The organism is Methylobacterium sp. J-067, assembly GCF_022829465.1.
GTDB classification, from domain to species: Bacteria; Pseudomonadota; Alphaproteobacteria; order Rhizobiales; family Beijerinckiaceae; genus Methylobacterium; species Methylobacterium litchii.
Genome location: NZ_JAKSXZ010000020.1, coordinates 19,955 through 45,209, shown reverse-complemented (window position 1 = coordinate 45,209; position 25,255 = coordinate 19,955). Strand labels below are relative to the sequence as shown.

Genomic DNA, 25,255 nt, shown 5'->3' with positions numbered 1-25,255 from the left:
TTCGGCGGGGACGCGCGGGAGCCTTCCCTTGGTCAAGCTGAATCGGATCTACACCCGCACGGGTGACAACGGCACCACCGCCCTGGCCGATGGCCAGCGGCGCTTGAAGGCGGACCTCCGCATCGAGACCTACGGCACCGTGGACGAGACGAATTCCTGCGTCGGCCTCGCCCGCCTGCATGCCGACGAGCATCTCGACCGGATGCTCAGCGCCGTCCAGAACGACCTGTTCGACCTCGGCGCCGACCTCGCCACGCCCGAGGGACCGGAGCCGCTGCCCTACGAGCCCCTGCGCATCATCGCCTCGCAGGTCGAGCGGCTGGAGCGCGACATCGACGCGCTGAACGCGACGATCCCGGCAATCAAGTCCTTCGTGCTGCCGGGTGGCTCGCCCTGCTCGGCCTATCTCCACCTCGCCCGCACCGTGTGCCGCCGGGCCGAGCGCCTCGCGGTGCATCTCGCCGCGGTGGAGGGCGAGATCGTCTCGCCGGAGGCCATCCAGTACCTCAACCGCCTGTCGGACTTCCTGTTCGTCGCGAGCCGCGCGGCGAACAACAACGGGGCCGACGACGTGCTCTGGGTGCCCGGCGCCAACCGCTGAGTTTGCTCCGCTTGCGGCCGATGGCGGCGGCGTCACGACCCTGCGTTGACAAGGCAGAAATGTGGCCGCTACGGTCCCGCCGCCATTCGCGGGGGGCCGACACGCGCGCGCGATCCGCGCCGGCCCGCACCTCCGCGACCTAAGAATAACAGCGGGAAGGATCGAGTCCGCCATGAAGGTTCTGGTGCCCGTCAAGCGGGTGGTCGACTACAACGTGAAGATCCGCGTGAAGGCGGATGGGTCGGGCGTCGAGCTCGCCAACGTGAAGATGTCGATGAACCCCTTCGATGAAATCGCCGTCGAGGAGGCGATCCGTCTGAAGGAGAAGGGCAAGGCGACCGAGATCGTCGCGGTGTCGATCGGCCCGCAGCAGGCGCAGGAGACCCTGCGCACCGCTCTCGCCATGGGCGCCGACCGTGCCATCCTCGTGAAGACCGACGTGAACTGCGAGCCGCTGGCCGTCGCCAAGCTCCTGAAGGCCGTGGTCGAGAAGGAGAGCCCGCAGCTCGTCATTCTCGGCAAGCAGGCCATCGACGACGACTCGAACCAGACCGGCCAGATGCTCGCCGCGCTGCTCGGCTGGCCGCAGGGCACCTTCGCCTTCAAGGTGGAGATGGGCGAGGGCGCCATCGACGTGACCCGCGAGGTCGATGGGGGCCTGCAGACCGTCTCCCTCCAGATGCCGGCCATCGTGACGACGGACCTGCGCCTCAACGAGCCGCGCTACGCCTCCCTGCCAAACATCATGAAGGCGAAGAAGAAGCCGCTGGACGAGTCGAGCCCGGAGGCGCTCGGCGTCGACGTCACCCCGAAGCTGACCGTGCTGAAGACCGCCGAGCCGCCGGGCCGTTCGGCCGGCGTGAAGGTCGGCTCGCCCGCCGAGCTGGTCCAGAAGCTGAAGGTCGAAGCCGGCGTCATCTGACGAATCCGCCCTGCCTTGCCGCGCTCCCGCTAGTCGGTCGAGCGCGGCTCCCACGCCATCGGGATAATCGCACATGACCACGCTCCTCTTCGTCGAGCACGCCAACGGGCAGATCAAGGACGGGACGCTGAAGGCGCTCTCCGCCGCCAACCAGATGGGCGCCCCCGTGCATGCCCTGGTGGCCGGTGCCGGCACCCAGGCGGTGGCCGAAACGGCCGCCAAGCTGGAAGGCATCGAGAAGGTGCTGCTGGCCGAGGACGCCGCCTACGACCACGACCTCGCCGAGCCGGTTTCGGCGCTGATCGAGTCCGTCGCCGGCCCCTACGACACCATCATCGCCTCGGCCTCCACCACCGGCAAGAACGTGATGCCGCGCGTCGCCGCCAAGCTCGACGTGGCGCAGGTCTCGGACATCATCAAGGTCGTGTCTGCCGACACGTTCGAGCGGCCGATCTACGCCGGCAACGCCATCCAGACCGTGCAGGCCCCCGGCCCGAAGCGGGTGATCACCGTGCGCACGGCGGCCTTCAAGGCGGCGGGCGAGGGCGGTTCGGCGGGCGCGGTGGAGCCGGTCTCAGCTGCGGCGGGCGCCTCGGGCTCGACCTTCAAGGGTGAGGAGATCGCCAAGTCCGACCGTCCGGAGCTGGCCTCGGCGCGGATCATCGTGTCGGGTGGCCGCTCGCTCGGCTCGGCCGACAAGTTCCACGAGCTGATCGAGCCGCTGGCCGACACCCTTGGCGCGGCCGTCGGCGCGTCCCGCGCGGCGGTCGATGCGGGCTATGCCCCGAACGACTGGCAGGTCGGCCAGACCGGCAAGGTCGTGGCGCCGGACCTCTACGTCGCCGTGGGCATCTCCGGCGCGATCCAGCACCTCGCCGGCATGAAGGATTCGAAGGTCATCGTCGCGATCAACAAGGACGAGGACGCACCGATCTTCCAAGTGGCGGATTATGGCCTCGTGGGCGACCTGTTCCAGGTCGTGCCGGATCTCCAGGCCGAGATCGCCAAGGCCAAATAAGGGCGAACATCATCCGGGCGCGCCCGGTGGGCGACGCGCGGGCCGGATTATTGCAGTGCACGCCCCGCCTGGGTTCCTTCATCCCTTGCGATTGGTCTAGAAAGCTGAGACGGCATTTGAATTCACGTGCCGCCTCGCGGTCTCGGCCGAGCCGCAGGCCGGCGGCGGGGCGGGCACGGATCGGGGGCAAGGTCTTCAGATGGGCATCGAGATCAAGCGGGTCGGCATCATCGGCGCGGGCCAGATGGGAAGCGGCATCGCGCAGGTCTGCGCCGCCGCAGGTCTCGACGTGTACATCAACGATCGTGACGCGGCCCGGCTCGCAAACGGCATCGACTCGATCGAGAAGGGCTATGCCCGCCTCGTCTCCAAGGGCGCCCTGGACGAAGGCGACAGCCACGCTGCGCGCGAGCGCATCAAGGCGGTCGGCACCTTCGCCGATCTCGCGCCCTGCGATCTGGTGATCGAGGCCGCCACCGAGAACGAGGCGACCAAGCGGGACATCTTCACCAGCCTCTGCCCGGTGCTGAGCCCCGAGGCGATGGTGGCGACCAACACCTCGTCCATCTCGATCACCCGGCTCGCGGCCTCGACCGACCGGCCCGAGCGGTTCATCGGCATCCACTTCATGAACCCGGTGCCGGTGATGCAGCTCGTGGAGCTGATCCGGGGCATCGCCACCGAGGACCAGACCTACGAATCGGCCAAGGGCTTCATCGCGAAGCTCGGCAAGACGGCGACGATGTCGGAGGATTTCCCGGCCTTCATCGTCAACCGCATCCTGCTGCCGATGATCAACGAGGCGATCTACACGCTGTACGAAGGCGTGGGTTCGGTCGAGTCGATCGACACGGCGATGAAGCTCGGCGCCAATCATCCGATGGGTCCGCTGCAACTGGCGGACTTCATCGGCCTCGATACCTGCCTGTCGGTGATGCAGGTCCTGTACGAGGGGCTGGCCGATTCGAAGTACCGGCCATGCCCGCTGTTGGTGAAGTACGTCGAAGCCGGTTGGCTTGGGCGCAAGACCAAGCGCGGCTTCTACGATTACCGGGGCGTGAACCCCGTGCCGACGCGCTAGGCGCAGCTTACTTAGGGGTGCCGCCGTTGGCGTTCTGCTGCGCCGGCTGCGGGTAGGACGGATTACCGCCGGGCACCGCCGTCGAGTTCGAGGTCGACGTGTTGGACGTGCCGTTCACGGAGCCGGTGATCTCCTTGCGAGAGGCATCCTGGCTCTGCGAGGCGTAATCCTTCGGCGAGTTCGCGCCGTTCCACGTGAGCAGGCCGATGGTGGCCACCGCGAGGAGCACGAGGCTGCCGATTAGCACCCAAAGCACGGACTTGCCGCGCTCGCCCTGACGGCCTTCCTGCGGCGTAAGTTTCTCGACCATCGATCAGCCCTCGCTCAAGTCACGCGACGCGCTGTTGAAGCGGCCGCAACACGATTGTGTTATCGGTCGCCAACGCGAGGCCGGAGGAGGGGTTCCGGTCGGGGCCGCCTCAGCGGCCCGTCGTGAGCACGATCTTGCCGAGATGCGTGCTCGTTTCCATCAGCTCATGCGCCTCCCCTGCACGCTCCAGCGGGAAGGTGGCATGCGTCACAGTGCGGATGCGGCCGCTGCCGAGATGGGGCCACACGTCCTTGCGCAGCCCGGCGGCGATGGCGGCCTTGTCCTCCTTCGAGCGAGGACGCAGCGTCGAGCCGGTGAAGGTCAGGCGGTTGCGCATGATCGGGGTGATGTTCAGCCCATCGACCTTGTAGCCGCCCATCAGCGCGATCATCACCAGGCGACCGTCCTGGGCCAATGACTTGAGGTTGCGCTGCAGGTAGCTCGCGCCGATCATGTCGAGAATCACGTCGACGCCGCGCTTGTCGGTGAGGCGCTGGATCTCCTCCGCGAAGTCGCTCTGCTTGTAGTCAATGGCGGCGCTGGCCCCGAGTTCTTCGCAGAACCGGCACTTCTCGGCCGAGCCGGCCGTGGCGAAGACCTTGGCGCCGAACAGCTTCGCCAACTGGATCGCGGTGGCGCCGATGCCGCTCGATCCGCCATGGACGAGGAACGTCTCGCCCTCGGTGAGACGGCCGCGCTGGATCACGTTGGAATAGACGGTGAAGAACGTCTCCGGCAGGCCGCCTGCGTCGGTCAGCGAGATCGCGTCCGGGCGGGGCAGGCAATGGGCGGCCTCGGCCACGGCGAACTCGGCGTAGCCGCCACTGATCACCAGGGCGCAGACCTCATCGCCTTCGGACAGGCCGTGCACGCCCTCGCCGAGGGCGGCGATGCGGCCCGCCACCTCGAGGCCGGGAATCTCCGTGGCGCCGGGGGGCGGCGGATAGCTGCCGGCGCGCTGGGCGACGTCCGGGCGGTTCACCCCGGCCGCGACGACCTCGATGAGCACCTGACCCGGCCCCGGCGTCGGCACCGGCGCGGTCTCGACGGCGATGACCTCCGGCCCGCCCGTTCCGTCGTAGCGGATTCGGCGCATCGTTTCGGGCAGGGTGCGTCCCATGGTCGGTCTCCGCTGGCTCGGTCGAGGTTATCTGCGCGCCGGATGGCGTCCGGCAAGGCCGGATCAGCGCGTGCCGTACATCCGGTCGCCGGCATCGCCCAGGCCGGGGACGATATAGCCGTGCTCGTTCAGGTGGCTGTCGATGGAGGCGGTCCAGACCGGCACGTCGGGATGGGCGGCGGCCAGACGGGCCAAGCCCTCGGGCGCGGCGAGCAGGCAGACGAAGCGCAGATCGACGGCGCCGCGCGCCTTCAGCCGGTCTAGGGCGGCCACCGCCGAGTTCGCCGTGGCGAGCATCGGATCGAGCACCAGCACGGTGCGGTCGGCGAGATCGGACGGGGCCTTGAAGTAGTACTCGACGGCTTCCAGCGTCTCGGGATCGCGGTACAGCCCGACATGGGCGACGCGGGCCGAAGGCAGCAGCGACAGCATCCCGTCGAGGAAGCCGACGCCGGCCCGCAGGATCGGGGCGAGGACGAGCTTCTTACCCTGGATCTGCCGGCCGGACATCGGGCCGATCGGCGTCTCGATCTCAAGGGATTCGAGGGGGAGATCGCGCGTCACCTCGTAGGCGAGCAGCATGCCGATCTCGTTGAGCAGGCGGCGGAAGCCCTGCGTCGAGCGGTCCTTGTCCCGCATCAGGGTCAGCTTGTGCTGCACCAGCGGGTGATCGACCACCGTGACTGTCCCGCTCGACATCGCCCCTCCCGTGCCGTGACGGGCGAGTCATGCCGGAGGGCCGGGCAGGGCGCAACGGCCGGGGCATACGCCGAGGGGGGAAATCCAAGCCGCCGCGCCCCGCCGGGAGGGCAGGGCGCGGCCGGGTCTCGATCAGATGGAGCGCGTTCCGTCGGTGCCGCCGGCACGGCGCTGGGCCATGAAGGCGTCGAACTGCTCGCGATCCTTGGCGCGCTTCAGTTCCTCGACGAAGTTCGTGAAGGCGCGGCTCTCTTCCTCGAGGGCGCGACGCTGGGCTTCCAGCCGGTCGAGTTCCGCGCGGCGGTACTCATCGAACGCCGCGTTGCCGGTGCCCCGGTTGGCGGCCTCGAAAGCGCGGGCGAAGCGTGAGGCGGGGCGGGCCGCGTCCCAGCTTCCGAAGTTCCGGCGGGCGGCGTCCCGCATTTCGTTGACGGCCGGATAGCCCGTCAGCTTCCACGCGAGCAGCGCGAGGCCCACCGGCCACCAATAGACAAAGCCAAGGACAATGGCACCGATCTCCAATGAACGGCGAGGGAAGGGACCGGAGCGGCAAGCGCGCCCGGTGGCATAGGGAGGGGTCGAGGTCGTGTTCACGGGCAAGCTCCGCATATCATGTGAACGGAGTTAACATGCGGATCGTGCGAACCTGTTTCAAGGGTGGCCGGATCGGCCCCTCAATTGCGCCGGGCGGCACCGTGGACGAGGGCGAGGACGCCCGCGCGCAGGAGTTCGTATTTGTCGGGGATGCCGGGGCCGGTGGGCAATTGCCCGGCGGCCGAGAGGGTGGCGAGCCCATGGGCCAGCGCCCAGACTTCGAGGGCGATGAAGCGCGGCGCCACGCCGCCGAACCCATCCGTGAAGGTCGCCTGCAACGCCTCGACCAGAAGGTCGAAGGGGCTCGGGCGGCTTTCGGCCTGCGGCGCGGCGTGGATGCCCCGCGTCTCGAAGATCGCCGCGTAATAGGCGGGCTCTTCCTCCGCGAAGGTGAGGTAGACCTCTCCCATGCGGGTGAAGCGTTCGAGCGGCGTGCCGCGCGAGGTCAGGGCCCGCGCGAGTCGGCTCGCCAACTCGTTGAAACCGCGCCCGGCGAGTTCTTCGAGGAGGGCTTCGCGGCCGCGGAAGTGGCGGTACAGGGCGGCGGGCGTCACGCCGACGAGTCGTGCGGCCTCGACGAGAGTGAAGCCCCCGATGCCGCGCTCAGCAATGAATCGCCGCGCGGCCTCGACCAGAGCCTCCTTCAGGTTGCCGTGGTGATAACCGCGCCGGTCGCCCGGCCCTTCCCGCCAGTGTCGCAAGACACCGATACTCCCACTTGATCCTTGTTCCAGGCAGAAAGCCCGGCAAGCCCGCAGGGCATTACGAGCGAGCGCCGGGTTCGTTGCAACAGAACCTGCCAAACTGCCACAACCAGCGGGGGACAACATCCTTTCCCCGGCAGCGGCCCTCCCAGCGTCGCCGGTTGACGGCGGCGATGCAACACTGTTTCACACCGCCAAACAGTCCGGATCCGTCAGGAGGGATCGCCGATGGCCTTCGTGAGCCTCAAGGCGTGGCGTGCCCGCTCGGCCGAGCGATCGGCTCTGGCCGCGCGGCTGAAGGGGGAGATCGCCCCGAGCCTCGGCCTCGGTCCCGACGATGCAATCTCCGTCAACGAGATCGCCTGCGCCGATCCCGGCTGCCCGGACATGGAGACTATCGTACTCGTGATGCGTGCCGGCCAGCCGACGCGGGCGCTGCGAATCCGCAATGCGATGGAAGCAGTTGACGCTGCCGACATTGCCGCCCTCGCGGAGGAGGAGCGTACGGGTGCGGCGTGATGGCGATGCGCTCCTCCCGCGCGGCGCGTGTAGGGTTCCGGGAGGACCGCCAGAGTCCGACCGGGGAAACAACCCATGACGACACGCCGCCACATCCTCGCCCTCACGTTGCTCGCCCTCGTCGCCAGCCCGGCCTTCGCCGCCGGGCCGGTGCCCTACGATCCGGCCGCGTTCGAGGCCGCCCAGAAGGCCGGCAAGCCGATCCTGGTCGAGGTGAGCGCGCCCTGGTGCCCGATCTGCAAGTCGCAGAAGCCGATCATCGCCAAGCTGACGCAGGATCCGCGCTTCAAGGACCTCCAGGTCTTCGACGTCGACTTCGACAGCCGCAAGGATGTGCTGAAGCAACTCAACGCGCGGATGCAGAGCACGCTGATCGCCTACAAGGGCCAGACGGAGGTGGGACGCTCGGTGGGTGAGACGCAGCCCGAATGGATCGAGGGTCTGGTCGAGAAGACCCTCTGAGACCCGTCCTTCGGTTTCCGTTCAGGTCGCCCGGCCGATACACCGTCGCGCGCCAGTCTCCGGCGCCGACGAGATGATTCCATGACGAGTCCCGCCGCCATCGTCGCGGTCCCGGTGCGCAACGAAGCCGAGCGCATCGTCGCCTGCCTGCGGGCGATCGATGCACAGGTGGGCCTCGCGCCCGGCGCCATCGGCGTGGTGCTGTTCCTGAACAATTGCACGGATGGCACGAGCGAGATCGTCGCCGGCCTGCTGCCGTCGCTGGCGGTGCCCGTGCGGGTGCTGAACGAGGACTTCGTCGGCGCCCATGCCGGCTGGGCCCGCCGCAAGGCGATGGACGAGGCCGCCGCGTGGCTCGGCGAGGCCGGCGGGGCGATCCTCTCCACCGACGCCGACAGCCGCGTCCCGCCGAACTGGGTGGCCCGCACGCTCGCCGCCATCGAGGCCGGCGCGGATGCCGTGGCCGGGCGGGTCGAGCTCGATGTCGAGGAGGGCAAGCTCCTGCCCGCCATGCTCCACGCCCGGGGCCGGCTGGAGGACATCTACGACGGGCTCATCACCGAGGCCGAGGCGCGGATCGACCCCGATCCGCACGATCCCTGGCCCTGCCACCGCACCACCATCGGCGCGACCCTGGCCGTGACCCATGACGCCTACCTCGCGGTCGGCGGCATGCCGGAGATTCCCCTGGGCGAGGACGGCGCCTTCATCGCGCGGCTGATCGCGCACGGGAAGCGCGTGCGGCACGCGCCGGATGTCTGCGTGACGATCTCGGCCCGCCTCACCGGCCGGGCACCGGGGGGCGTGGCGGACACGATCCGTTCCCGCTGCGAGGAACCGGACGCCCTGTGCGATGCGCGGATGGAGACCTTCACCCGCTGCGTGCGCCGCTACCTGTGGCGGGCGCGCTTCCGGCAGATGCACGCCACGGGCGCTTTGGCGCGGGACAGGGCGTGGTCGGACTGGCTCGGGATCGCGCCGGAGGAGGCCGCCCGCATCGCCGCCCTGCCGCTCGGGCACGCCATTGGGGAGGCCGAGAAGGCGAGCCCCCGGCTTGCCTACCGGCCCATCGGCCCCCGCCAATTGCCGGGGCAGATCCGCCTCGCGAGGATCGGACTTGTGGCGATCCGCGCCCTCACGGGGCTGCGCGGCCGGGGCAAGGCCGCCGTGCAGGCGTCGGTGATCGCGGCGCGGGCGGCCTAGGCCACCCGCGAGAGATTGCCGTTGGCGGCGCTCGGCGCGCCCGCATTGGCATAGGCGCGGTTGCGCAACGCGTTCTCGCTCGGCAATTGCGCCAGCACGTCGCCGGAGGTCGGATCGACCACCTGGAACACGATGGTGCTCGTGTCGACGTCGCGCACGAAGCGGGCCTCGTGCGAGTCGCTGCCGATATCGACCTTCACCGCCGGCTCGAGGCTCTTCGAGGGCGTTTCGGTGTTCTCGGCCGTCTGAGGTGCCGGCGCGGCGGTCGCCGCAATGGCGTCGATGCCCTGCGGTCCCTGCGAGACGGGTGGGATGCTACGTATGTCCATGACAGGCTCCTACGATCCTGTGATGGTCGGATTGCATCACCCCGCCATTAAGCAGCACTTAATACGGGCATGCCCACACAGTCTTCGACAGCCCGTTTGTGAGACGGCCTCAATATTCGGTAAAGGCGGCGCCTCAATTCCACGCCATCCGGCCAAATCCCAACGTCTAAATGCTGACAATTCTATCAGCCTCGACTCCGATCCGGCGCGCCCGCCGGGTGATGGGCGCGCCGGAAGCTGTCACTCCGCGGCGTCGACGTAGAGCTTGCCGCCCTCGGCGAGGAATTCGCGCGACTTCTCGCGCATCCCGGCCTCGGCCTCGGCCTGCGACATGGCGGGCGCCTGACCGATCACCTGCCCGGCCTCTTCCATCGCCAGCACCTCGGCGCGCAGGTCCTGCGTGATCTTCATCGAGCAGAACTTCGGCCCGCACATCGAGCAGAAATGGGCGACCTTGTGGGCGTCCTTCGGCAGGGTCTCGTCGTGGTAGGTGCGCGCCGTATCCGGGTCGAGGCTGAGGTTGAACTGGTCCTCCCAGCGGAAGTCGAACCGGGCGCGGCTGAGGGCGTCGTCGCGCAGCTGCGCAGCGGGGTGGCCCTTGGCGAGGTCGGCGGCGTGGGCAGCGATCTTGTAGGTGATCACGCCGACCTTCACGTCGTCGCGGTCCGGCAGGCCGAGATGCTCCTTCGGCGTGACGTAGCAGAGCATCGCCGTGCCGAACCAGCCGATCATCGCCGCGCCGATGCCGGAGGTGATGTGGTCGTAGCCGGGCGCGATGTCGGTCGTCAGCGGGCCGAGGGTGTAGAAGGGCGCCTCACCGCACTCGCGAAGCTGCTTCTCCATGTTCACCTTGATCTTGTGCATCGGCACGTGGCCGGGGCCCTCGATCATCACCTGACAGCCCTTGTTCCAGGCGATCTTGGTGAGCTCGCCCAGCGTCTCCAGCTCGGCGAACTGCGCGGCGTCGTTGGCGTCGGCGATGGAGCCGGGCCGCAGACCGTCACCCAGCGAGAACGACACGTCGTAGGCCCGCATGATGTCGCAGATCTCGTCGAACCGCTCGTAGAGGAACGATTCGCGGTGCCCGGCGAGGCACCAGCGCGCCATGATCGAACCGCCGCGCGAGACGATGCCGGTGACGCGACGCGCGGTCAGCGGGACGTGGGCGAGGCGCACGCCGGCATGGATGGTGAAATAATCGACGCCCTGCTCGGCCTGCTCGATGAGCGTGTCCTTGAAGACCTCCCAATCGAGCTTGAGCGGATCGCCGCCGACCTTCTCCAGTGCCTGATAGATCGGAACGGTCCCGATCGGCACGGGCGAGTTGCGGATGATCCACGAGCGGATGTTGTGGATGTTGCGACCGGTCGAGAGGTCCATGACCGTGTCCGCACCCCAGCGGATCGACCAGACCAGCTTCTCGACCTCTTCGGCGGCCGACGACGTGACGGCCGAGTTGCCGATGTTGGCGTTGATCTTCACGAGGAAGTTCCGGCCGATCGCCATCGGCTCGACCTCGGTGTGGTTGATGTTGGCGGGGATGATCGCCCGGCCGCGGGCGATCTCGTCGCGCACGAATTCGGGGGTGATGAAGGCCGGCACCGCAGCGCCGAAATTCTCGCCGTCCGCCAGGGCCGCCTCGGCCCGCTCCAGCATCTGCTCGCGGCAGAGGTTCTCGCGGTGGGCGACGTAGATCATCTCCTCGGTGATGATCCCGGCGCGGGCGAACTCGTACTGCGTCACCATCTGGCCGGGGGCGGCCTTGCGGAGCACCCGCTCGGCGGGGCAGGGGGCGACGAGCTTGTCGGCCGAGGCGAAACCGTTGTCCTCCGGCTTCACGGCGCGGGGCTCGGCAATCGCGTAGCCGCGCCCGGCGATCCACGGGGCGCGGATCTGCGGCAGGCCCGCAGACAGGTCGATGCGGGCGTCAGACTCGGTGTAGGGCCCCGACGGGTCGTAGACCCGCACCGGCTCTTCCTTCGGGTCGGTCAGCACGATCTCACGGAACGGGACGCGGATGTCCTCCCGGCCGCCGACGGTCGCGTAGACCTTGCGCGAGCCGGTGACCGGTCCCGTGGTCACGGTCTCGGGGCTTCCCTTCACATCCTTGGGCAGCACGGGTGCGTTCATTTGGCCTCTCCTGGCGCTGGAGCGGTCCAATTGCGTGACGACGATAGGGGTAAGGTGCGGCATCCCGTGGCCGCAGGTTCCCGTCCCTCCGCCGGTACGAACCGGATCAGGTTCAAGGGTCAGGGCATGACGCCCAATCTCAGCCCGGTCTGGGCCCCCCTCGGAACGGTTCGAAACTCCGTCGTTTGCCGGATGTTGTCAATGCCGACGGGCGAAACGCCATAACAGCGGGCTTTACTCTGCGGCCTGCCGCCCCGATCCACCGAAGACGCCGGGAGACGAGGCTTGGGCAGACGCGAGCGCCTGTGGCGCGATGACGATCCGACGACCCACGGCCCCCAGGCCGCGGCGCCGGTCATCTGCCCGCTCTGCGAGAGGCTGATCCCGCGCGGGTCGAAGTCGAGCCTGCACCACCTCACGCCCAAGTTGAAGGGCGGGACCCATCGCGGCACGGTGAGGCTGCATCAGGTCTGCCACTCGGCGATCCACGCCCGCTACAGCGAGGCCGAGATCGCCCGGCGCCTCGCCGATGTCGAGGCCCTGCGGGCCGACCCGGAACTCGCGAAGTTCGTAGCCTGGGTGCGCACCAAGCCCGACGACTTCTACGCCCCGACGCGCATGACACGGGACCGCCGGGCGGGAAAGCGCAAGGACTGAGGGGGCCTCACCCCGAAAAGGCGATGCCCGCGCGCTTGCCGTTCTGCCACGCGACGCTCGCCTCGCGCGAGGCGGTCTCCGGGGCGAGGCGCACGCGCAACCGCTCCGGCAGGTCCACGGCTTGATCGATCTCGATCAGGGCGCCGGTCTCGGTCACGTCCCAGACGAGGCAGCCGATCTCCCCCTCGCCGATCTCCACGGCCCCGAAGGTGAAGGCGTTGCGGCGATAGGCGCCGCGCCGGTCCTCGGACATGCCGTCTGCCTCTCCGTCCCGAATCTCCGACACAGGGTCACTCATCGTCCGGTACGCTGCGATAGCGGCGGCGCTCCCGCGTATCGTCGTCATCGTCGCGGCGCGGGCGGTACTCGTCGCGGTCCACGTCGCGACGGGGGCGGTACTCATCGCGAAGGCGGTCATCGTCCCGCGAGCGATACTCGTCCCGCGGGCGATACTCGTCGCGGTCGTCGCGGCGGGGGCGCTCTCGGAAGCCGCCGCCCTCGTTGCCGGTGAGGCGTGGGGCATACCAGCAGGCCTTGCGCTGGTTGGGCGCAGGATCGCCGAAGCTCTGGACGTTGCACGCCACCGTGCCGCCCTGCGGGAAGGGGCGACCGTTGGTCTTGCCCGGCACCCCGAAATAGACATTCGTCGGGTAAGGCATCCGGCAGACGCCGCCTTCCTCCGCACAGGCGATGGTGTTGACCGTATCAAGGCGGGTCTGGGACCATGCCGGAAGGCTTCCGAGGCCGAATCCGGCCACCGCGACGAGAATGGCAACCCGCACGATAGTGCTCTCCCCCTGAAACGGGCGGCACCATACGGAGGGACCCGCGTTGAAACCAGGGGCGGTAGGCCGGAATATTGGTCTGGCTGGCCCAGCCCGGGCCACCATCCCGACGCGGGCCGGGTATCTTAACGGCCCCTTAAACCGCCGCATTTACAGCGTCTCAGAACGCGTCCGCAGGGCCGCCGCGACGTCATGTCAACGTCCGGTTGCGCGGCCTCGCGCGCGGGCGAGCAGCTTCGTGACGGGTGTCGATGGCGCAGAAGCGTGGCAGAGCCGAGCCGAATTTCGATGTCCCGGAAGGGCGGATCGGCCAGCGCGGCGACCTCGACCTGCGCCTCTCCCGCGAGGATCGGGCCGGCGGCGCCGAGACAGGGAGCAAGGAACGCGTGAGCAGGCAACCGGCGAAGCGGTCCTCCCCGTCCCGTGGCTCCTCCGGGGGCCGGGGCTCGTCGGGCAGGGGGCGTAGCGCGAAGCGCCGCCGCTCGTGGCTCGGCCGCATCGTCTATGGCACCGTGGTGCTCGGCCTGTGGGCGGTGATCGGCCTTGCCGGGCTTATCGCCTACCACGCGTCGCAATTGCCGCCGATCGACCAGTTGGCCGTGCCGAAGCGCCCGCCGAACATCGCGATCCTGGCGAGCGACGGCACGCTCCTGGCCAACCGGGGCGAGACCGGCGGCCGGGTGGTCTCGATCAAGGAATTGCCGCCCTACCTGCCGCGCGCCTTCGTCGCCATCGAGGACCGGCGGTTCTACCAGCATTTCGGCGTCGATCCGGTCGGCATCCTGCGCGCCATCGGTCAGAACCTGACCCGGCGGGGCGTCGCCCAGGGCGGCTCGACGCTGACGCAGCAGCTCGCCAAGAACCTGTTCCTGACGCCGGAGCGCTCGGCCTCGCGCAAGATCCAGGAGGCGATCCTCGCCCTGTGGCTGGAGCACAAGTACACGAAGGACGAGATCCTCGAACTCTATCTCAACCGCGTCTATTTCGGCGCGGGCGCCTATGGCGTGGAGGCGGCGGCGCAGCGCTATTTCGGCAAGCCCGCCAAGGACGTGAGCCTCGCCCAGGCCGCGATGCTCGGCGGCCTCGTGCAGGCGCCTTCGCGGCTGGCGCCGAACCGCAACCTCCCGGCGGCCCAGGCCCGCGCGGCGCAGGTGCTGGCGGCGATGCAGGAGCTGGGCTTCGCGCAGCCGCAGGACGTGAAGGTGGCGCTCGCCCAGCCGGCCCGGCCGGCGAGCATCCGGGGCGGCGGCTCGGCCAACTACGTCGCCGACCTCGTGATGGACGTGCTCGACGATTACGTCGGCAAGTTCGAGCAGGACATCACCGTCCAGACCACCGTCGACACCTCGCTGCAGGCCACGGCCGAGCGGTCGCTGGTCGATGAGCTGAACAAGCAGGGCGCGCGCTTCAATGTCGGCCAGGGGGCGCTGGTCTCGATGCGCCCGGACGGCGCCATCCGTGCCCTGATCGGCGGGCGCGACTACGCGCAGAGCCAGTTCAACCGGGCGACCACGGCGAAGCGCCAGCCCGGCTCGTCGTTCAAGCCCTTCGTCTACCTCGCCGCCGTCGAGCGGGGCCTGACCCCCGACACGGTGCGCGACGACGCGCCGGTCAAGATCGGCAACTGGGCGCCGGAGAACTACTCCCACCGCTACGAGGGCCCCGTGAGCCTGCGCTTCGCGCTGGCGCACTCCCTCAACACCGTGGCGGTGCGTCTCGGCCAGGAGGTCGGCCCGAAAGCCGTCGTGCAGACCGCGCAGAAGCTCGGCATCACATCGCCGCTGCAGGCCAACGGCTCCATCGCGCTCGGCACGTCCGAGGTGACGCTGCTGGAGATGGTCGGGGCCTACGGCGCCTTCGCCAACGGCGGCACCGGGGTCATTCCCTACGTCGTGTCCTCGGTGAAGGGCTCCGACGGGAAGTTCCTCTACAAGCGCGCCGACAGCGGCCTCGGCCGGGTGATCAGCCCCGACGCCGACGGCATGATGAACGCCATGATGCACGAGACCTTCGTGAGCGGCACCGCCAAAAAGGCCGACATCCCCGGCTGGGAACTGGCCGGCAAGTCCGGCACCACGCAGGATTACAAGGACGCGTGGTTCATCGGCTTCTCCGGCAGCCTCGTCACCGGGGTCTGGCTCGGCAACGACGACGGCGAACTGACCAAGAAGGTCACCGGCGGCGGCATGCCGGCGGAGGTCTGGAAGACCTACATGGTCCAGGCGCTCAAGGGCCAGAACCCGGTCCCGCTGCCCAACCTGAACCGCTGGCGCCGGGCGCCGGAGACGACCGCGTCGGTCGCCAATGCCGGCCCCGCCGACGTGCTGAACCAGATCGTCGACAGCCTGACGCCGGCCCCGCAGGCGGAGGCTCCGGCCCGCCGTCGGCGGGAGCAGCGCGCCGAGCCGAACTTCTTCGAGAAGCTGTTCGGCATCAACGAGTAGGCGGCGCCTACAGCATCGGCAGGATGCGCGGGCGCGGCCCGCGCGGGAAGTGGTTCTCGATCAGGGCGATCTCGGCGGCATTGAGCTTGATCTCGGCCGCCGCCGCGTTCTCCACCGCGCGCGCGGCCCGCACCGTCTTCGGGATGGTGAAGACGTTCGGCAGGCGCAGCAGGAAGGCGAGTACGATGGCGTGCGGGGAGGTGCCGTGCGCATCGGCGATGCCCTTCAGGACCTGACCGCCGGGGCTCGCGGGCTCCGGAAAATCGCCGCTGCCGAAGGGCGAATAGCCGACGAGCGCCACCCCATGGGCCGTGCACCACGGCAGCACGGCGTGCTCGATGGCCCGCTCGGTCGGGCAGTAATACACCTGATTGCAGGCGATGCGGTCGGGCCCGGCGATGGCGAGCAGGCGTTCGAGGTCGTCGACGTCGAAGTTGCTGACGCCCCAGGACAGGATCTTGCCGTCGCGGCGCAGATCCTCGAACCCCGCCACCGTCTCAGCCAGGGGGTGGCTGCCCGGCCAGTGCAGCAGGTAGCAATCGATCCGGTCCGTCCGCAGCCGGCGCAGGGACGCCTCGCAGGCCCGCACCACGCCCCGCCGCGTCGCGTTGCTCGGCACCACCTTGGAGACGAGAAAGATCTCCTCCCGGCAATCGGCCATGGCCTCGCCGACGATGGCTTCCGCCTCGCCATACATCTCGGCGGTGTCGATATGGGTCATGCCGGCATCGATCCCGGCCCGCAGGGCGCGCACGGCCTCGGCGCGCTCGCTGCCGTCGATCCGCCACGTCCCCTGTCCGATGACGGGCACGGCGACGCGCGCCCCCCCGAAGCCCCTCGCGTGCATGCCGCTGCCTCCCCGGTCCTACCGCTCAGACGGCGGCTCACCGTGCGCCTTACTCGCGCCATCATGGCCGGGTGAGCAAGGCCCCGACGCTACGCGCATTCGTAGACTTTAAGCTAGGGTCGTGTCCGTGTCCCCTGCGCTCGACGCGAATCGCGAGGTGCGTTGATGCTGCCGCCACATCGCTGGTTCTGGGTGCTCATCGTCCTGGCGGCGGGCGCCGCCGGACTGCTCTACAATTTCATCTTCGCGGCGGGCGCCTCGCCGCTCGCCGGCTTGACCTATGGGCTCTGCATGGGCGTGGCGGTGCTCGCCTTCGACCGGGGCCTGATCCTCGCTGGGCTGCAGGCCAAGATCCGCCGCTGGCCCGCCTGGGCCTACGTGCCGGCCGCCGAGGCCGCCTACGTGCTGATGATCGCGGCGGGCTGCGCGCTGGGCGGCGCGGTGGTCTGGGCGCTGGGCCTCACGGAAGACAACCTCTCCACCGCGACGCGGCTGACGCCGCGCGTGCTGGCCTATTCGCTCGGCGTCTCGGCGATGCTGGTCTTCGTGATCCGCATGCGCGACCTGATCGGCGGCGAGGTGTTCGTGAACTTCATGATCGGCCGCTATCACCGGCCGGTGGAGGAGGAGCGCATCTTCCTGTTCCTCGACGTGGTCGGCTCCACCGCCTTCGCCGAGGCCCATGGCGACCTGCGGGCGCAGGAATATCTCGGCGCGGTCTTCGCCGCCCTCGCGGAGCCGGTGCGCCGGCACAACGGCTCCGTGGACGACTATATCGGCGATCTCGCCATGATCACGTGGCCGATGAGCCGGGGTTTGGCGGACGCGAAATGCGTCTCGTGCCTCTTCGCCGTGCTCGACCGGATCGAGGCCGACGCGGACGCCTGGAAGGCCCGGTTCGGCACGGTACCCCGCCTGCGCGCGGCGCTGCACGGCGGCCCGGTGGTGACGGCGGAAGTGGGCGTGGACCGGCACAAGATCGCGTATTTCGGCGACGCCGTGAACGTCACCTCGCGGATCGAGGCCCTGTGCCGCCCGCTCGGGGTCGGCATCCTGATCTCGCAGGATCTGCTGGAGCGCCTCGAGCGTCTCCCGGCCGGGATCCGCGCCCGGTCGCTCGGCTCGCATGCCCTGCGCGGGCGCGGTGCGCCCCTGGCGGTCGCGACCCTGGAACAGGGGACGGCGCTGGGAGAGCCGGCGAACGCCACGGCGCCGGCGGGCCTGCGGGTGGCGGGGGCGCGGTAGGGGCCGCCCCGACCTCAACCCTGGCGGGCGACGAAGTCCTTGAGGGCCGCGTTGATGCGGTCCTGCCAACCGGGACCGTCCTTCTGGAAATGCTCCAGCACCGTGCTGTCGAGGCGCAGGGTCACACTCTCGCGCACGCCGGGCGCTGCGGCGGGAGCCGCAGGCGCAGGAGCGGGATCGACCGGCTTGGTGGTCGCCTTGCGGAACGCCGCCTCGGCGGCCGCGCGGGCATCCGTGGGGCGGCGACGGTCGCGGGTCTCCACCATGGCGAGCCTCAATCCTTCTTGGCGGTCTTGCGGGCAGCCGTCTTGCGGGCCCGGTCCTTCGCGGCCTTGGCCTCGTCGGCCTCCTGCTTGGCGGTGGCGGCGGCTTGGGCGTCGGAGGCTTCCTTGGCGAGGCGCAGGGAGCGGAGACGCTTCGTGCGCTCATCCACGGCGACCTGCGCGGCCAGATGCTCGGCCATGGCCTGGGCGCCCTCGCGCGCCATGCGCTCGGCGCGCTCGGCCCGCTCCGCCTTGTTCTCGGCCTTCAGACGAGCTTCGGTTTCCGCAGCGCGGATCTCTTCCGCCTCGTCGAGGTCGGTTTCGATGTCGTCGCTCATTGCTTCCCTTTCGTCCCGCGCCGGCGCAGCCGGCCACATCGAGGAGACGCGGCGGTCGGGGCGGGTCCGGCCGGTTCGAGGAGGGGGGAGGAAGGGCCGGATATCCCAACCCGATCAGACCGCCGGGTGGCAGCCCGTTCAAGCCGGAATGTTAAGGCCTTTAGCATGCCGGTGTCGGGTCTGGCGAATCCGCCGGGCCCGAAGACTGCTCAACGCACACGGTAATTCAGCGGGATCGTCACGGATAGGCTCGGCTGCGTGACGCCGGCCGGCGCCGCCGGAAGCCCGCCGCGCACCGCGGCGAGCGCCGCGCTGTCGATCTGCCCGACCCCGCTCGATCGGGCGAGGCCGGCGCCCGTGACGGAGCCCGAGCGCATCACCGTGAAGCGGACCACGGCCGTGCCGCCCGACGTGCCGGCGGCGGCGCCGGGATTCATGCGACCATGGATCGCGGCGCTGATGGCACCCGTCCACTGCCGCAACGCGCTGGGATCGCTGCCCGCCGCCGCGCGGCCCGCCGCGTTCTCCCGCGAGGACGAGGCCGAGGCCCGCTCGGCTCCCTGCCGCGCCTTCACTTCCCGCGCCTTAGCCTCCCGCGCGGCCTTGGCCTTCGCCTCCTTGGCCTCGCGGATCTCCTCCAGCCGCTCGCGGCGCTCCTCCTCCTTGCGCTTCTCCTCGCGGATCTTGCGCAGGCGGGCCTCCTTCTCGGCCTTCAGCTTGGCGAGGTCGACCTTCGGCTTCTCCGGCTCGACGGGCTTCTCCTCCTCAACCGGCTTCGCGATTTGCTCGGGCGGCGCAGCCAGGGGCTCGGCTTGCTCGGCGGTCGAGGTGACGACCTGATCCTGCGGCTGGACCGGAGCGACCTCCGTCGCGGCGACGGGAGGCGCCTCCTCGGGAGCGATCTCGGTCATTTCCGTGGGCGGGGGCGGTTGGGTCGCCTCCTCGACGGGCTCCTCGATCGGCTTGGCCTCCGGCGGCGTCGCCTGCACGGCCTGCTGCTCGGCGGGGGCCTGGGTCGGGGCCTCGGTCATCACGGGGGCGAGATCGACCGTCACCTGCTGCTCACCGGGGGGCGCCGGGGGCGTCAGCCGCAGGAACATCACCGCCACCAGGGCGAGGGCGTGCAGACCCAGGGCCACGAGGAAGGCGGCGAGCAACCCGGACGGGCGGCGCGGGGGCAGATGCGTCGAAGTCAGCGCGGTCATCGGCTCAGCGAGCGGCGGGGGCGGATGCGGGCGCGGCGGGGGCGCCGCCCGGCGATTGGGCGATGAGCGAGACCTTGAAAAAGCCCGCCTGCCCGACGAGGCCCATCACTTCCATGACCCTGCCGTAAGGCACGTCGCGGTCGCCGCGGACCAGCATCACCTGGTCCTTGTTCTCGGCGGCCATCTCGCGCAGGCGCGGCACGATGGTCTCCATCGTGAAGATCTCCTTCGCGATGGACGGGTTGCCGTCCTTGTCGACGGTGATCTCCAGCGGCTTCTTCGCCTGCGCCACCTTTGAGGCCGTGGTCTTGGGCAGTTGCACCGGCACGCCGGTCGTCATCAGCGGCGCCGCGACCATGAAGATGATCAGCAGCACCAGCATCACGTCGACCATCGGCGTGACGTTGATGTCCGCCATCGGCGCCGCGTCGAGGCCGTCTTCGTCCGCGCCGTCGCTCGATCGGCTCGTCACCATCGCCATCGGATTCTCTCCTTCGCTCCCGTCCTGCGTCGCGCGGCCCGGCCTATTCGGCGGCGGCGCGGTGCTGGCCCGCCCGGTCGCGGGCGAGGCGGTTGCCGAGGGTCGAGATGCTGGAGGCAAAGGCGCTCTGGATGCCGCCGACGTCGGCGGTGAGCTTGTTGTAGGCCATCACCGCCGGGATCGCGACGACGAGGCCGATGGCGGTGGCGAACAAGGCCTCCGCGATGCCCGGCGCCACCACGGCCAGCGAGGTATCCTGGCTGCGGGCGATGGACGAGAACGAGTTCATGATGCCCCAGACGGTGCCGAACAAGCCCACGAACGGCGCCGTCGAGCCCGAGGTCGCGAGGAGCGACAGTCCGGTGCGCAGACGCTTCATCTCGAGGCCCAGCGCGCCCCGCATCGCCCGCTCGATGCGCTCCCGGCGCTCGGCGCGGGTCTCGCTCGAATCCTGATCGCGCCACGCCTCGACGGCGGCGGTGGTGACGTGGCCCGCGATGCCCTTCAGGCCGGTGTCGAGGCTGCCGCCGGAGCGGACCATGGCCTCGAACGCCTTGGCCTGACGCCGCGCCGCCGCGAGGCGCACGATCTTCTCGAACACCACGGTCCAGCAGGCGATGGAGGCGATGACCAGCAGGATCATCACGCCCTTCACGATCGGATCGGCCTGGAGGAACAGGCCGAGGAACGAGAAATCGTGGGCTTCGAGCGGGGCGGCCTGGGTCGGATCCATGTCGGGCTCCTCAAACGTCTGTGGCTCGGGCCGGCGCGGCGGCCCGCGCGACGCGCACCGTCAAAGCCGGAGGCGCCCAGGCGGAGGCCGCCCGGGCGTTCGTGTCGTCGTGTCGGTTCGCCCGCTCAGCGGTCGAACGGAATGGTCCCCTTGCTCTCGACTTCCGTGCGTTCGAGGCAGGCTTCGCGGGCCCCCTCGCCGCCATCGCAGGCAAGTACGTCGTTCAGCAGGATGCGCCCGACCTTCTGGCAGGCGATGCCGGGAAAATCGAAGATCTTGACCGTCGTCTTATGCGAGGCGACCGGGGCGAGTTCCACGGCGACGCGCTTCTGCGCGACGCCTTCCGTGTCGAACGCGAACAGATCGACCTTAAAGGTCTTGAGGGCGCTGCCCTTGCTGTTGTCGACCACCATCGTGATGCGGCATGCATCGCCCGCGTTCTCGGTCTTGTTCAGCTGAAGCTTGACCGGCGCGGCCTTGTCGCCCCCGGCCTCCTGCGCCATCGCGGGCACCGCGAGGGCGGCAGCGACGAGGCCGGAGGCGAGCGCCAGACGGGCGCGGCCCTGGAAGAAACTCCGGTCAACCACGGTCGATCATCCCTTTCGTCATGTCTGGCCGCCTCAATGGAGGATCTTAGGCCGGGGGCAGGAAGGCGCCAGCCGGACGGCCGCCGCATCGATGGTGCTGGCGGCGGCGCGGACGGCGGCAGCAAGGCGCGGCGCCGCGCGCCCGGCCAGGGCGGCGGCGTCCTGCGCCACTTCGTCCCAAGCGCCCCGGCGGCCACGGCCGATCAGCGCGACGAGGGCGCATTCGTGGCCGGTGAGCCGGCAGCAACTCGCGGGCATGAACGCCCAGTCGCCCTCGCGCTCGACCCGGAGGGCGCGGACGATGCCGACCATTCCGGCCACGAACTGTCCGCCCTCGTGCGAGCCGAGCAATTCCTCGGCGCCGTTGAAGGCCGCGTCCCAGCAGGCGATGTCGCCGGTCATGTAGCCGGCCGCCACGAAACGGGCGACGGACAGGGCCAGGATCTCGGCCTCGTCTCCGCAGGCTTCGGCGACGCGCCGCATCGGAGGAGCGGCAGGCGGGATCGACGAGGGCAATCGAACCTCCTGGGAAGATGGGGGCCGGGACGGCGGCGCGTTGCGGAAGCCGAGGTATCGGGAACCGCCCCCGGCTTCAAGAGCCGGAGCAAAAATCAGAGCCGTTCCAAACTGTTAGCGGGAAAATCTGGCAATCTGGGTCCGGCCCCGCCGAATTCCTGAACGGCGCCCGGCCTTTGCGGGTCGTTCCGGTGGCGCAGCCTTCAAGCGAAAGGGCGCCCCGTCGCTCCCTTGATGGGTCGGAACCGCTCGGCCATATCTCGCCTGTCCCGGCGGTTCCGCCGGGCGGAGCGCTGCCTGGCGCGGGCTCCGTGGCGCCGAGGCGCTCATCGGCCTGCCGGGCAGGGCGCCCGCAGGTCTGAGGCTTCGCACTGAGGGAACAGTCCCGCGATGACCCGACCGTCGCCCTTCGGGCACCCCTTTCTGCTCGGCTTCGATGAGATCGAACAGGCCCTCGACCGGGTGTCGAAGGCCGCCAACGACGGCTATCCCCCCTACAACATCGAGCGCCTGCCCCGCACCGATCAGGAGCCGGAGCGCCTGCGCATCACCCTGGCGGTGGCGGGCTTCACCCGCGACCAGCTCGACGTGATGCTGGAGGAGAACCAGCTCCTCGTGCGCGGCCGGCAGGTGGACGACCGGGAGCGGCACTTCCTCCATCGCGGCATCGCCGCGCGCCAGTTCCAGCGGGCCTTCCTGCTGGCCGACGGGATGGAGGTAATGGGCGCCGACCTGTCGAACGGCCTCCTCTCCATCGACCTCGTGCGGCCGGAGCCGGAGCGGGTCGTGCGACGGATCGACATCCTGGCGCGGGACTAGGACAACCAGGCCAGAGATTGATCTCGCGGGGGCGATCACCACATGGGGATCGTACCCCCGGTCGCCTTCTGGGGCCGGGACCGACGCTCTGCCTCGAAGGAGGGCTTCCATGTCCGAACTGAACGTTGCACCCCTGACCGATGCCGACCTCGACGCCTCGGCCTTCCAGCCGGCGGACCTCGCCGTGCTCGGCGAGGGGCATATCGCCTATGTCCGCCCGATCCGGTCCGAGGAGGTGCGCCGCCTCTTCCCGCAGGCGCCCGATCTGACCCCCGGGCTCGACCTGTTCGCCTTGCTTTCGGCGAGCGGCGCCCCGATCATGCTCGCCGACACGCGGGATGCCGTCCTGGCCAATGCCATGGCGCAGGACCTGCACACGGTCAGCCTGCACTAACCTCAGGCGATTCCGGCCACCGCCGCCACCAGCCGCGCGATATCCTGCGGTCGGGACAGGCGGTGGTCGCCGTCGGCGATGAAGGTCAGCACGGTGTCCTCCGCCGGCAGCCGCTCCAGCAGGCGAAAGGCGTGGGACGACGGCACGTCCGGGTCGCGCCCTCCCTGCAGGATGTGGACCGGGCAGCCGAGGTCCACCGGCCCGTTCAGCATCAGATTTTCCCGGCCATCCTCGATCAGCGCCATGGTGAAGACCGTCGGGCGCGGGTCGTACTCGCTCGGCACGGCGATCCGGCCCTTCGCCTGCATCGCCTGCTTCTGCGCGTCATCGAGGCCGGCCCAGATCAGCTCTTCGGTGAAATCGAGCGCCGGGGCGATGAGGACGAGGCCCGCGGTGCGCTTGCCCTGGCGCGCGCGTTCGCGGGCGACGAGGCAGGCGACCCATCCTCCCATGGACGATCCGACGAGAACCGGCGCCTCGTCGGCATGGGCGTCGATCACCGCCCGCGCGTCGGCGAGCCATGACGACATCACGTAATCCTCGAACGTGCCGCCGGAGACGCCATGCCCGGCATAGTCGAACCGCACGAAGCGCCGTCCTTCCTGTGCGGCCCAGGCGTCGATGGCGCTCGCCTTCGTCGCGTTCATGTCCGAGCGGAATCCCCCAAGCCAGACGACCGGCGGCCCGGCCCCGTCGCGCACCCGGACGGCGATGTCGCGCGCAGGACCGTGGCCCTCGACTGTCATCGTGAAATTGGATTCAGGCATTCCGCGAACTCTCCTCGATTTGATGAGAAACGAACGGCGGGGCTTCAGACACCGTTTACCGGACCGTAAAGCGCGACCGCCATGCTGCGCCAATGGGGACAGGTCTTTACGTGGATACGTGGCAACGAACAGCCGCCTTCGGGCGGCTTCTCACGGGGGAGCCGGGCATGGCCGAGGAGGCGAGGGGAGGCCCGAGCTTTCCGGCGACCGAGGGGCGGCTCGCCGGGGCCTGCGTCCTGCAGATCATCCCCGATCTCGACGCGGGCGGCGCCGAGCGCACCACCGTGGACGTCGCGGCCGCCCTCGCGGCGGCGGGCGGCCGGGCGCTGGTGGCGACGGAGGGCGGGCGCCTCGTCGGCGAGTTGCAGGCGAAGGGTGGCCATTGGCTGCGCTTTCCCGCCGCCTCCAAGAACCCGCTCAAGATGGCCCTCAATACGGTGAAGCTCGCCGCCCTGTGCAAGCGCGAGGGCGTTCACCTGATCCACGCGCGCTCGCGGGCCCCCGCCTGGGTGGGGCTCGGCGCGGCACGGCGGCTCGGCCTGCCATTCGTCACCACCTATCACGGCAGTTATTCGGGCCGCACCGGGGTGAAGGTGCTCTACAATTCCGTGATGGCCCGGGGCGATGTGGTGATCGCCAACTCGCGCTACACCGCGAGCCTCATCCAGCAATTGCACCCCGCCGAGGCCGGCGACCGCCTTCGGGTGATCTATCGCGGCACCGACCTCAGCGCCTTCAACCCCCATTCGGTCGGGCCGGGCCGCGTCGAGGCCCTGCGCCGGGCCTGGAACGTCGAGCCGCATCACCGCGTCGTGCTGCTCGCCGCGCGGCTGACGGCCTGGAAGGGCCATCGCTGCCTGATCGAGGCCGCCGCGCTGATGCGCCAGCAGGGCGTGCCGGACCTCGCCATCGTGCTGGCCGGCGATCCGCAGGGGCGCACCAGCTACGAGCGGGAGATCGACGCCCTCGTCGCCGCGCGCGGGCTCGACGGCATCGTCCGCCGGGTCGGCCATTGCACAGACATGCCGGCGGCCTTCCGCGCCGCCTCCGTCGTCGCGGTGCCCTCCATCGAGCCGGAGGCCTTCGGCCGTTCGGCGGTGGAGGCGCAGGCGCTGGGTACGCCGGTCGTGGTCTCGGATCTCGGCGCCGTGCCGGAAACGGTCCTCGCGCCGCCGGACGTGCCGGCCGGGCAACGCACCGGCTGGCGCGTTCCCGCGGGTGATTCGGCGGCGCTGGCCGCCGCGCTCACGGAAGCTTTATCCCTCGGTGCCAGCGCCCGCGACGCCCTGGCCCGGCGCTGCCGGGCGCATGTGGAGGCGAACTTCTCGCTGGAACGGATGGTGGGGGATACGCTCGCCGTCTACGCGGACCTGCTGGGCCGCAGCGGCTGAGCCCTCCTTGCGCCGACGCGCGCGACCGCACACATCAGGCCAAGGCGCGGAACCCAGCGACGTTTCGCGCGCTGGATCGGTGAGCCAATTC

Annotated in this window: 31 protein-coding genes and 1 riboswitch; of the genes, 13 read left to right on the top strand and 18 right to left on the bottom strand. The window is 69.8% G+C overall.

Annotation, left to right across the window (positions count from 1 at the left end; genetic code table 11):
• Positions 1–28 precede the first annotated feature (28 nt).
• The 4 genes from MKK52_RS00800 to MKK52_RS00785 all read left to right on the top strand — a co-directional run bounded on the left by MKK52_RS00800 (position 29) and on the right by MKK52_RS00785 (position 3,622).
• Entirely contained in the window at positions 29–601 is a 573-nt protein-coding gene (locus MKK52_RS00800; protein WP_243951845.1) for a cob(I)yrinic acid a,c-diamide adenosyltransferase, read from the top strand.
• A gap of 172 nt (positions 602–773) precedes the next feature.
• Positions 774–1,523, top strand: a complete 750-nt coding sequence (locus MKK52_RS00795; RefSeq protein WP_243951844.1) for an electron transfer flavoprotein subunit beta/FixA family protein — start codon at positions 774–776, stop codon at positions 1,521–1,523.
• A gap of 73 nt (positions 1,524–1,596) precedes the next feature.
• Entirely contained in the window at positions 1,597–2,541 is a 945-nt protein-coding gene (locus MKK52_RS00790; protein ID WP_243951843.1) for an electron transfer flavoprotein subunit alpha/FixB family protein, read from the top strand.
• Between the two features lie 199 nt (positions 2,542–2,740).
• On the top strand, positions 2,741–3,622 hold the full coding sequence (locus tag MKK52_RS00785) for a 3-hydroxybutyryl-CoA dehydrogenase (RefSeq protein ID WP_243951842.1): 882 nt from the start codon (positions 2,741–2,743) through the stop codon (positions 3,620–3,622).
• 7 nt (positions 3,623–3,629) lie between these two features.
• On the opposite strand, the gene MKK52_RS00780 is transcribed toward MKK52_RS00785, so the two are convergent.
• From MKK52_RS00780 to MKK52_RS00760, 5 genes are all read right to left on the bottom strand, one after another.
• Positions 3,630–3,932 carry a hypothetical protein gene (locus tag MKK52_RS00780; protein ID WP_243951841.1) on the bottom strand — a complete coding sequence of 101 codons (303 nt, stop codon included), beginning with the start codon at positions 3,930–3,932 and terminating at the stop codon, positions 3,630–3,632.
• A 109-nt stretch (positions 3,933–4,041) separates the two neighbouring features.
• On the bottom strand, positions 4,042–5,052 hold the full coding sequence (locus MKK52_RS00775; RefSeq protein ID WP_243951840.1) for an NAD(P)H-quinone oxidoreductase: 1,011 nt from the start codon (positions 5,050–5,052) through the stop codon (positions 4,042–4,044).
• A gap of 63 nt (positions 5,053–5,115) precedes the next feature.
• Complete coding sequence (gene upp, locus MKK52_RS00770; protein WP_243951839.1) at positions 5,116–5,751, bottom strand: uracil phosphoribosyltransferase; 636 nt, start codon at positions 5,749–5,751, stop codon at positions 5,116–5,118.
• A 132-nt stretch (positions 5,752–5,883) separates the two neighbouring features.
• Positions 5,884–6,345 (bottom strand): DUF2852 domain-containing protein, encoded by a 462-nt coding sequence (locus MKK52_RS00765; protein ID WP_243951838.1) that lies wholly within the window; start codon positions 6,343–6,345, stop codon positions 5,884–5,886.
• 80 nt (positions 6,346–6,425) lie between these two features.
• Positions 6,426–7,046 carry a TetR/AcrR family transcriptional regulator gene (locus tag MKK52_RS00760; protein WP_243951837.1) on the bottom strand — a complete coding sequence of 207 codons (621 nt, stop codon included), beginning with the start codon at positions 7,044–7,046 and terminating at the stop codon, positions 6,426–6,428.
• Positions 7,047–7,277: 231 nt separating this feature from the next.
• Between MKK52_RS00760 and MKK52_RS00755 the strand changes: the two genes are divergently transcribed.
• The 3 genes from MKK52_RS00755 to MKK52_RS00745 all read left to right on the top strand — a co-directional run bounded on the left by MKK52_RS00755 (position 7,278) and on the right by MKK52_RS00745 (position 9,233).
• Positions 7,278–7,568, top strand: coding sequence for a hypothetical protein (locus MKK52_RS00755; RefSeq protein WP_243951836.1), 291 nt, complete (start codon positions 7,278–7,280; stop codon positions 7,566–7,568).
• A 75-nt stretch (positions 7,569–7,643) separates the two neighbouring features.
• Positions 7,644–8,030 carry a thioredoxin family protein gene (locus MKK52_RS00750; protein WP_243951835.1) on the top strand — a complete coding sequence of 129 codons (387 nt, stop codon included), beginning with the start codon at positions 7,644–7,646 and terminating at the stop codon, positions 8,028–8,030.
• Between the two features lie 81 nt (positions 8,031–8,111).
• Positions 8,112–9,233, top strand: coding sequence for a glycosyltransferase (locus MKK52_RS00745; protein ID WP_243951834.1), 1,122 nt, complete (start codon positions 8,112–8,114; stop codon positions 9,231–9,233).
• On the opposite strand, the gene MKK52_RS00740 is transcribed toward MKK52_RS00745, so the two are convergent.
• Together MKK52_RS00740 and thiC are read right to left on the bottom strand one after the other, a co-directional pair.
• Positions 9,230–9,562 (bottom strand): flagellar protein FlaG, encoded by a 333-nt coding sequence (locus MKK52_RS00740; protein ID WP_243951833.1) that lies wholly within the window; start codon positions 9,560–9,562, stop codon positions 9,230–9,232. The genes MKK52_RS00745 and MKK52_RS00740 overlap by 4 nt on opposite strands.
• 240 nt (positions 9,563–9,802) lie before the next feature.
• A complete protein-coding gene (gene thiC, locus MKK52_RS00735) occupies positions 9,803–11,692 on the bottom strand; it encodes a phosphomethylpyrimidine synthase ThiC (protein WP_243951832.1) in 1,890 nt (629 codons plus the stop codon).
• Positions 11,693–11,758: 66 nt separating this feature from the next.
• A riboswitch (TPP riboswitch) is annotated at positions 11,759–11,863 on the bottom strand.
• A gap of 114 nt (positions 11,864–11,977) precedes the next feature.
• Here thiC and MKK52_RS00730 point away from each other — a divergent pair.
• A complete protein-coding gene (locus MKK52_RS00730; protein ID WP_243951831.1) occupies positions 11,978–12,349 on the top strand; it encodes a restriction endonuclease in 372 nt (123 codons plus the stop codon).
• Between the two features lie 7 nt (positions 12,350–12,356).
• Here the strand turns inward: MKK52_RS00730 and MKK52_RS00725 are convergent, their stop codons facing one another.
• Together MKK52_RS00725 and MKK52_RS00720 are read right to left on the bottom strand one after the other, a co-directional pair.
• A complete protein-coding gene (locus tag MKK52_RS00725) occupies positions 12,357–12,602 on the bottom strand; it encodes a PilZ domain-containing protein (RefSeq protein WP_243951830.1) in 246 nt (81 codons plus the stop codon).
• A 37-nt stretch (positions 12,603–12,639) separates the two neighbouring features.
• The gene (locus tag MKK52_RS00720) at positions 12,640–13,131 is read right to left on the bottom strand and encodes a hypothetical protein (RefSeq protein ID WP_243951829.1); all 492 of its coding nucleotides are present in this window, start codon (positions 13,129–13,131) and stop codon (positions 12,640–12,642) included.
• A 254-nt stretch (positions 13,132–13,385) separates the two neighbouring features.
• On the opposite strand from MKK52_RS00720, the gene MKK52_RS00715 reads away from it, so the two are divergent.
• The gene (locus tag MKK52_RS00715) at positions 13,386–15,578 is read left to right on the top strand and encodes a transglycosylase domain-containing protein (RefSeq protein WP_243951828.1); all 2,193 of its coding nucleotides are present in this window, start codon (positions 13,386–13,388) and stop codon (positions 15,576–15,578) included.
• A 7-nt stretch (positions 15,579–15,585) separates the two neighbouring features.
• Here the strand turns inward: MKK52_RS00715 and MKK52_RS00710 are convergent, their stop codons facing one another.
• Positions 15,586–16,425 carry an aldo/keto reductase gene (locus tag MKK52_RS00710; protein ID WP_243951827.1) on the bottom strand — a complete coding sequence of 280 codons (840 nt, stop codon included), beginning with the start codon at positions 16,423–16,425 and terminating at the stop codon, positions 15,586–15,588.
• A 165-nt stretch (positions 16,426–16,590) separates the two neighbouring features.
• Between MKK52_RS00710 and MKK52_RS00705 the strand changes: the two genes are divergently transcribed.
• Positions 16,591–17,670 carry an adenylate/guanylate cyclase domain-containing protein gene (locus MKK52_RS00705; RefSeq protein WP_243951826.1) on the top strand — a complete coding sequence of 360 codons (1,080 nt, stop codon included), beginning with the start codon at positions 16,591–16,593 and terminating at the stop codon, positions 17,668–17,670.
• Between the two features lie 14 nt (positions 17,671–17,684).
• Here MKK52_RS00705 and MKK52_RS00700 read toward each other — a convergent pair whose 3' ends face one another.
• From MKK52_RS00700 to MKK52_RS00670, 7 genes are all read right to left on the bottom strand, one after another.
• Positions 17,685–17,936, bottom strand: a complete 252-nt coding sequence (locus MKK52_RS00700; RefSeq protein ID WP_243951825.1) for a BrnA antitoxin family protein — start codon at positions 17,934–17,936, stop codon at positions 17,685–17,687.
• An 8-nt stretch (positions 17,937–17,944) separates the two neighbouring features.
• The gene (locus tag MKK52_RS00695) at positions 17,945–18,271 is read right to left on the bottom strand and encodes a hypothetical protein (protein ID WP_243951824.1); all 327 of its coding nucleotides are present in this window, start codon (positions 18,269–18,271) and stop codon (positions 17,945–17,947) included.
• 209 nt (positions 18,272–18,480) lie between these two features.
• Complete coding sequence (locus MKK52_RS00690; RefSeq protein ID WP_243951823.1) at positions 18,481–19,476, bottom strand: energy transducer TonB; 996 nt, start codon at positions 19,474–19,476, stop codon at positions 18,481–18,483.
• Between the two features lie 4 nt (positions 19,477–19,480).
• On the bottom strand, positions 19,481–19,957 hold the full coding sequence (locus MKK52_RS00685) for an ExbD/TolR family protein (RefSeq protein WP_243951822.1): 477 nt from the start codon (positions 19,955–19,957) through the stop codon (positions 19,481–19,483).
• A 43-nt stretch (positions 19,958–20,000) separates the two neighbouring features.
• Complete coding sequence (locus MKK52_RS00680) at positions 20,001–20,690, bottom strand: MotA/TolQ/ExbB proton channel family protein (protein WP_243951821.1); 690 nt, start codon at positions 20,688–20,690, stop codon at positions 20,001–20,003.
• Positions 20,691–20,815: 125 nt separating this feature from the next.
• Positions 20,816–21,193 carry a Tat pathway signal protein gene (locus MKK52_RS00675; protein WP_409564595.1) on the bottom strand — a complete coding sequence of 126 codons (378 nt, stop codon included), beginning with the start codon at positions 21,191–21,193 and terminating at the stop codon, positions 20,816–20,818.
• Between the two features lie 117 nt (positions 21,194–21,310).
• Positions 21,311–21,760 (bottom strand): hypothetical protein, encoded by a 450-nt coding sequence (locus MKK52_RS00670; RefSeq protein ID WP_243951819.1) that lies wholly within the window; start codon positions 21,758–21,760, stop codon positions 21,311–21,313.
• 423 nt (positions 21,761–22,183) lie between these two features.
• On the opposite strand from MKK52_RS00670, the gene MKK52_RS00665 reads away from it, so the two are divergent.
• A complete protein-coding gene (locus MKK52_RS00665) occupies positions 22,184–22,612 on the top strand; it encodes an Hsp20 family protein (RefSeq protein WP_243951818.1) in 429 nt (142 codons plus the stop codon).
• Positions 22,613–22,721: 109 nt separating this feature from the next.
• Positions 22,722–23,006 (top strand): DUF1150 family protein, encoded by a 285-nt coding sequence (locus MKK52_RS00660; protein ID WP_243951817.1) that lies wholly within the window; start codon positions 22,722–22,724, stop codon positions 23,004–23,006.
• Positions 23,007–23,008: 2 nt separating this feature from the next.
• Here the strand turns inward: MKK52_RS00660 and MKK52_RS00655 are convergent, their stop codons facing one another.
• Positions 23,009–23,773, bottom strand: a complete 765-nt coding sequence (locus MKK52_RS00655) for an alpha/beta fold hydrolase (protein ID WP_243951816.1) — start codon at positions 23,771–23,773, stop codon at positions 23,009–23,011.
• Between the two features lie 167 nt (positions 23,774–23,940).
• Here MKK52_RS00655 and MKK52_RS00650 point away from each other — a divergent pair, with 167 nt between their 5' ends.
• Entirely contained in the window at positions 23,941–25,164 is a 1,224-nt protein-coding gene (locus MKK52_RS00650; protein WP_243951863.1) for a glycosyltransferase family 4 protein, read from the top strand.
• Positions 25,165–25,255 lie beyond the last annotated feature (91 nt).